General features: G+C 67.9%; 9 protein-coding genes. 1 reads left to right on the forward strand and 8 read right to left on the reverse strand.

Annotated elements, in window-relative coordinates:
- Positions 1 to 113: 113 nt before the first annotated feature.
- Positions 114 to 1,193, forward strand: coding sequence for an AI-2E family transporter (locus ABS64_RS11960; RefSeq protein ID WP_036283736.1), 1,080 nt, complete (start codon positions 114 to 116; stop codon positions 1,191 to 1,193).
- 3 nt (positions 1,194 to 1,196) lie between these two features.
- Here ABS64_RS11960 and ABS64_RS11965 read toward each other — a convergent pair whose 3' ends face one another.
- From ABS64_RS11965 to tsf, 8 genes are all read right to left on the reverse strand, one after another.
- On the reverse strand, positions 1,197 to 1,910 hold the full coding sequence (locus ABS64_RS11965) for a hypothetical protein (RefSeq protein ID WP_005050260.1): 714 nt from the start codon (positions 1,908 to 1,910) through the stop codon (positions 1,197 to 1,199).
- Between the two features lies 1 nt (position 1,911).
- The gene (locus tag ABS64_RS11970) at positions 1,912 to 2,193 is read right to left on the reverse strand and encodes a hypothetical protein (RefSeq protein WP_288119875.1); all 282 of its coding nucleotides are present in this window, start codon (positions 2,191 to 2,193) and stop codon (positions 1,912 to 1,914) included.
- 4 nt (positions 2,194 to 2,197) lie between these two features.
- The gene (locus ABS64_RS11975; protein ID WP_292683776.1) at positions 2,198 to 2,800 is read right to left on the reverse strand and encodes a lytic transglycosylase domain-containing protein; all 603 of its coding nucleotides are present in this window, start codon (positions 2,798 to 2,800) and stop codon (positions 2,198 to 2,200) included.
- Positions 2,801 to 2,983: 183 nt separating this feature from the next.
- The gene (locus ABS64_RS11980; RefSeq protein WP_288119873.1) at positions 2,984 to 3,550 is read right to left on the reverse strand and encodes a DivIVA domain-containing protein; all 567 of its coding nucleotides are present in this window, start codon (positions 3,548 to 3,550) and stop codon (positions 2,984 to 2,986) included.
- Positions 3,547 to 4,569: a phosphatidate cytidylyltransferase gene (locus ABS64_RS11985; RefSeq protein ID WP_288119872.1), complete on the reverse strand. Its 1,023-nt coding sequence runs from the start codon at positions 4,567 to 4,569 to the stop codon at positions 3,547 to 3,549. Before ABS64_RS11985 ends, ABS64_RS11980 begins: the two co-directional genes overlap by 4 nt.
- A gap of 4 nt (positions 4,570 to 4,573) precedes the next feature.
- A complete protein-coding gene (frr, locus tag ABS64_RS11990) occupies positions 4,574 to 5,128 on the reverse strand; it encodes a ribosome recycling factor (protein WP_005050254.1) in 555 nt (184 codons plus the stop codon).
- 57 nt (positions 5,129 to 5,185) lie between these two features.
- On the reverse strand, positions 5,186 to 5,905 hold the full coding sequence (gene pyrH / locus ABS64_RS11995) for a UMP kinase (protein ID WP_016465040.1): 720 nt from the start codon (positions 5,903 to 5,905) through the stop codon (positions 5,186 to 5,188).
- A gap of 90 nt (positions 5,906 to 5,995) precedes the next feature.
- Positions 5,996 to 6,752: translation elongation factor Ts (tsf, locus tag ABS64_RS12000; protein ID WP_292683779.1), on the reverse strand; the 757-nt coding region annotated here is incomplete at its 5' end.

The following is a 6,752-nucleotide window of genomic DNA, read 5'->3' on the forward strand; positions in this document are numbered from 1 at the left end:
CCAGCCTAGCGACATCCTGCTGTGCGTCGCCCGGGAGGACCGTGATACCCCCGACGACCGCCGCGGCCGTGTCGCCCGCGAAAGCGCCGCGCGGTGCGTATTCTGACATCACCATGAAGCTGCAGCATCCGTTCCGCACGGCTCTCGTCGCCACGCTCGGCGTGGGCGTCGGCATCCTGCTCATCACCAGCGTGCAGTCGCTGTCGACGATCCTGCTGTACGTGGGGACGGCCCTGTTCCTCGCGCTCGGGCTCGATCCTCTCGTCAGCTGGCTGGAGCGTCGTCGCCTGCCGCGGTGGGCGGCGCTGCTGATCACCTTCGCGGCAGTGCTGGCGGTGTTCACCGGCATCGTGCTGATCGTCATCCCGGTCCTCGTGGGGCAGATCGCTCAGCTGATCACGCAGGTGCAGCGACTCATCGACAGCGCGGTCAACGGCTCGTGGAACCCCGTCGACGATCTGTCGAAGTGGCTGCACGCCACCTTCCCCGCGCTGGATGTCGACATGGCGTTCAAGTACGTGTCCGACTGGTTCAACAGCCTGGACTTCGCGCAGATCGGAACATCGGCCGGCAACGTGATCCTCGGCATCGGCGCCTCGATCATCTCGCTCATCACCGGGGCGATCATCATCCTGATCCTCACGATCTACTTCACCGCGTCGACGCCGTCGCTGAAGGCGTCGGTCGCACAGCTCGTGCCCGCCTCGAAGCGGGCACGTTTCGTCGACCTCTCGGAGCAGATCACCGCATCCGTGGGTCACTACGTCATGGGGCAGGTCACGCTCGGTGCCATCAACGGTGTCCTCAGCGCCGCCTTCCTCTCGATCATCGGGGCCCCGTTCCCGGCCGTGTTGGCGGTGATCGCGTTCTTCTTCTCGCTGATCCCCCTCGTGGGCACACTCACGGGTTCGGCGATCATCGTGCTCACCTGCCTCATCCCCGGACTCAGCTCGCCGCTGACGGCGATCGTGGCGCTCGTCTGGTACGTGGTGTACATGCAGGTGGAGGCCTACCTCCTCTCGCCGCGCATCATGAACCGCGCGGTGTCGGTGCCCGGCGCCGTCGTGGTGATCGCAGCGCTGGCCGGAGGCGCCCTGCTCGGACTCCTCGGCGCGCTCATCGCGATTCCCGTTGCCGCGAGCATCCTGATCATCTACCGTCAGGTGATCATTCCTCGTCAGAACGAGCGATGAGTCCTACTGCTCGTCCCATTCGGTGGCGAGGGGCAGCGCGTCGGGGTTGACGGCCGCGACGATCTCCGTGAGAACGCGGCGCGTCTGCGTCTCCCCCACCCACAGATGCTTGCCGCCGTCGACGGCGATGACCCGCGCATGGTCGATGGGGGCGAAACGGTCGTGAGCCTCGGCGGGGCGGAGATAGTCGTCGAACTCGGGGATGAGAGCCACCACCTGCCTGGTCTCTCCCCGCCACGCGGCGACGTCCGCCGCGGTGGCGCGATGCAACGGCGGGGAGAGCAGGATGACACCGTCGATCGCGTGATCCCGCCCGTACTTCAGAGCCAGTTCGGTACCGAAAGACCATCCCACGAGCCAGGGATGCGGCAGAGCCCGCGCCTCGACGAAAGCGAGCGCCGCGGCAACGTCGAACTCCTCGGCGCGTCCGCCGTCGAAGGCACCCTCGCTCGTGCCGCGGGGCGACGTCGTGCCCCGCGTGTTGAATCGCAGGACGGCGAGGTCGGCGAGGGCCGGCAGGCGTCCGGCGGCTTTCCTCAGGATGTGCGAATCCATGAACCCGCCGGCTGTGGGCAGCGGATGCAGTGTCACGAGCGTGGCGACCGGGTCGCGGTGCGCGGGCAGCGCCAGCTCTCCGACGAGAGTCAGCCCGTCGAGCGTTTCGAGCTCGATCTCCTCGCGCCGCGCGGGCAGAAGTACCGGTCCGCGAATCTCCATCTCATGCCACCTTCCAACAGGCCGTGTGCCAGTGCCGCCGCGCGGCCAGATCCGCGGCGTCGCCCAGGACGCCGTCCGCGCGCCACACCACGACGTGAGCCGCGCGCGGCGCTATAGATCGGCCGCACCCCGGGCAGACGTAGGTCTTCTGCGCCTGGACGGCACTGACCGGTTGCACGGTCCACTCGGCGCCGCGCCGGGACTCGGTACGCTTCCAGCCGCTCAACAGCCGATCGAACGAATCGTCGGCTGGTGAGGGGTGCCGTCGGTTCGCGCGCGGCATGTGCTCAATACCACCCCGTGGACTGTGAGTGCGACCACGCCCCGCACGGGCTGCTGTAACGTCCCCCGATGTAGCCGAGGCCCCAGGCGATCTGCGTTGCAGGATTGGTCTCCCAGTCTGCGCCCGCCGACGCCATCTTGCTTCCCGGAAGCGCCTGCGGGATGCCGTAGGCGCCGCTTCCCGCGTTGTAGGCGCCCACTCGCCATCCGGACTCCTTGTTCCACAGGGCGACCAGGCAGGCGAACTCGTCGTCGCCCCAGCCGCGCTGCTGAACCATCCCGTACGCGATGGACTGTGCCGTGCCCGGGTCGGGGGCCACGAACGGGGGCGACCACGACGAGCTCGACGACGACGATCCCTTCGCTGCCGACGGCGTGGGCGTCGGCGTGGGCTTGGGCGTGACGTAGACGCTGTACACGACGCCGTCGCGTCCGAGGCCGACTGTCTGGTCGGATGCCGCGAGGTACGCCTGGGCGTTGGCGATCGTCGACGCGTAGAGAGAAATGGGGGCGACCTCGGCGGCCTGGGCGCGCGGGCTCGTGGCCGTCATCGGTCCGATGTACGCGACGCCGAATCCGAGAACGGCCAGCACGGCGAATCCGCTCATGACGCCGCGTCGGCGCGACCACTTCGCGGTGGGGGCAGGCGGACGCACGCGACGCGGGGAAACCTGATTTCTCCGCGCGGCGCGCGTCTCGGGAACATCGACGCGGGCGGGCGTCGATTCGGCGTCGGCAGTCACAGTCCTCCGATTCTAGCGCGCTGCTCCGAGCCCGCCAGGCTGTCCTGATCAGACGACGGCGAGCATGACCTCGACGGTGGCGTCCAGGACAGCGTCCACCTGCGCCTCGCTGTAGCCCCGCCGCTGCATCCGGAAAGCGACCGAACGCACCTGGTCGACGGTCACCGGTTCGCCGCTCTCGAGGAAGCGTGCGATCTTGTCGGCGACCAGATCGACCTCGTCGACCCGGTAGCCGAAGCGCAGCATTCCGACGCGGCGGAAGCGACGGCCCTTGGGGCGGGTGAGGCGATCCAGCACCTCCTGGGCCAGCTTGCGCGACTGTCCCACCCATGCTCGTGCGCCGCGACGAGACAGTGCCTGTTCGCGTTCGCGGGCGGCGAACGCGTCTTCGATGCGGCTGAGAGCAGCATCGACCGCGACCACCTGGTATCCACGCCGCACGAGCGGAAACGCGGCCGTGCGGACGGCGGCCGCATCGATGTCTGTCGACTGCCCCGACTCGAACGCCGCGCGGGCGCGGGCCAGGAAATCGTCGACGGCATCGGGACGATAGCCGCGGGTGCGGCCGGACGTCAGCGGGAACGGCGGCGCGCTCGTCGCGGCGGCGTCGTTCATGAGACCACCAGAGGAGAGAAGAGGAAATAGAGAGCCAGAGCGGCGGCAGCCGAGGGCAGGATCGAGTCCAGCCGATCAAGCACGCCGCCGTGGCCCGGCAGCCATGAACTCATGTCTTTGATGCCCAGATCGCGCTTGATCATCGACTCGCCGAGGTCACCGACGGTCGCACACCCCAAGATGAGCAGCCCGAAGACCACGCCGGCCCACCAGGGGATGCCGAGGACGAACAGTGCCCACAGGACGGAGGCGATGAGAGTCGCCAGGGCTCCCCCGGCGAACCCCTCCCATGTCTTCTTCGGGCTGATCCGCGGCGCCATCGGGTGCGAGCCGAAGGCGAGCCCGGACGCGTAGGCTCCGGTGTCCGTCGCGACCACGGCGATCAGCATGCCGAGTACCCAGTACTCGCCCTGGTCCTGGCGCAGCAGGACCAGCGCGAGACTCGCCAGGAACGGGACGTACAGCGGGAGGAAGCCGGCGATCAGCACATCGCCGAGGACCTCGCCGTATCGACGCCCGTCGCGAGCGACCATCTGCGCGAGCAGCCGCCATACGATCACCGCGGTCACCGCCCCGAAGGTCAGCGCCCAATGCGTCAGGTGACCCGCGAAGAAAGCGGACAGCATGATGACCGCGCCGGCGACGATCTGCGGCCACACATCGACGCGCCGGCCGGCGGTCTGCAGCGCCCGGCTGAACTCGAACACGCCGAGCAGACACACCGGCACCGCGAACACGAGGAAGAGCCACTTGATGAACAGCAACGAGCCCAGCACCACTGCTCCGACCGCCAGCCCGATGAGGATCGCCATCAGAAGATTGCGACCGGTGCGCGCATTGATGCGGTCGGTGACTTCCTCGAAGTCGGCGCGAGCCCGGTCCATCTGGTGCTCGATCTCGGTGCGCGCGGCGCGCACGTGAGCCTGGAAGCTCGCCGAGCTTGCGGAGCGCGTGCGGTCCCCCTCCGGGTCCGGAGCGCCTCCGAGCCCGGCATCTCCCGGCGAGTCGGTGGTCGGCACGTCCTCAGACCTCGAGAAGCTCGGCTTCTTTGCGCTTGAGTGCCTCGTCGATCTCGTCGACGTGGCTGCGCGTGACGGCGTCCAGCTCCTTCTCGGCACGCACGAGATCGTCTTCGCCGACCTCGCTCTTGAGCGCGTCGAGCTCATCCTTCGCCTTTCGACGGATGCCGCGAAGGTGCACCTTGGCGTCTTCCCCCTTGGTGCGAACGAGCTTCACGTACTCCTTGCGACGCTCGGCCGTCAGTTCCGGCATCGACACACGCACGATGTTGCCGTCGTTGGACGGGTTCGCGCCCAGGTTCGGCATGTCGCGGATCGCCTGCTCGATCGCTTTGAGAGCGGACTTGTCATAGGGCGTGACGACCAGAGTGCGCGCTTCCGGCGTGTTCAGGGATGCCAGCTGGGCGAGCGGGGTCGGGGAACCGTAGTAGTCGACCAGGATCTTCTGGAAGAGCTGGGGGTTTGCACGACCCGTGCGCACGGTCGCGAAGTCATCCTTCGCAGCCTCCACGGCGCGGTCCATGCGGGCGGACGTGTCAGCCAGGATCTCGGCGATCACGGTCACTCCATTCGTTCGGTACGTCAGGGAAAAGTCTAGTGCGCAGCCTTGAGCGGCTCAGACGGTGACGAGCGTGCCGATGGATTCGCCCAGGAGCGCGCGGGTGACGTTGCCCGCGGGTTCCATGCCGAAGACACGCATGTCGATGCCGTTGTCCATGCACAGGCTGAACGCCGTGGAGTCCACGACTTTCAGGCCCCGCTGGAGGGCGTCGCGATACGTGATGGTGTCGATCCGGACGGCATCCGGGTTCGTCTTGGGGTCAGCCGTGTAGACGCCGTCGACGCCGTTCTTGGCGACCAGGACCTCGTCCGCGCCGATCTCGAGAGCGCGCTGCGCGGCGACCGTGTCGGTCGAGAAGTAGGGCAAACCGGCGCCGGCGCCGAAGATGACCACGCGGCCCTTCTCCATGTGCCGCTCGGCGCGACGCGGGATGTAGGGCTCTGCGACCTGAGTCATCGAGATGGCCGACTGCACACGTGTGGCAGCGCCGGCCTGCTCGAGGAAGTCCTGCAGCGCGAGCGCGTTCATCACGGTGCCGAGCATGCCCATGTAGTCGGCGCGCCCGCGGTCCATGCCACGCTGGCTCAGTTCCGCTCCGCGGAAGAAGTTGCCACCGCCCACCACGATGGCGATCTCCACCCGGTCGACCGCCGCGGCGATCTCGCGTGCGATCTGACCGACGACGTCGGGGTTGACACCGAGCTGGCCTCCTCCGAAGGCCTCCCCGGACAGCTTCAGGAGGACGCGACGGCGTCCGGTATTCTCATCGGTCACGGGGGGTTCCTCTCGTCGAGATGCAGACTATCGAAGGCGGGGCATGGAAAAGGGGTCCGCATTCGGTGAATGCGGACCCCTTGACGCGACTTACGCGCCGACCTTGAAGCGGGCGAAGTCGGTGATCGTGATGCCGGCGTCGCCGGCGACCTTGGCGACGGACAGCTTGTTGTCCTTCGCGTAGTCCTGATCCAGCAGAGCGACCTGCTTGAAGAACGCGTTCACGCGGCCTTCGACGATCTTCGGCAGCGCCGCCTCCGGCTTGCCCTCGTTGCGGGAGATCTCCGTGACGATCTCGCGCTCCTTCTCGACCTCTTCGGCCGGGACGTCCTCGCGCGAGAGGTAGGTCGGGTTGGCGAACGAGATGTGCTGCGCGATCGAGCGCGCGGTCTCGGCGTCGTCACCGGTGTAGGCGAGCACGACGCCGACCTGCGGCGGAAGGTCCTTGCTCGTCTTGTGCAGGTAGATCTCGAACTTGTCACCCGTGATCGTGCGCACGCGACGCAGCTCGACCTTCTCACCGATGATCGCTGCCTCATCGGAGATGAGCTCGGCGACCGTCTTGCCCTCGGCATCCGCGGCCAGCGCGGCCTCGACGGAGTCGGCGCTGATGGCGGCGGCGGCCGCGAGCACCTGGTCGGCGAGAGCGATGAAGCGCTCGTTCTTGGCGACGAAGTCGGTCTCGGTGTTCAACTCGAGGATGGTGACCTTGCCGTCGTTGAGGGCGGCGGCGACGAGGCCCTCGCTGGTGGAGCGGTCGGCACGCTTCGCGTTGCCCTTCGCGCCCTTGAGGCGGAGGATCTCGACGGCCTTCTCGAGGTCGCCGTCGGCCTCCTCGAGCGCCTTC

Source organism: Microbacterium sp. SCN 69-37, from assembly GCF_001724435.1.
GTDB classification, from domain to species: Bacteria; Actinomycetota; Actinomycetes; order Actinomycetales; family Microbacteriaceae; genus Microbacterium; species Microbacterium laevaniformans.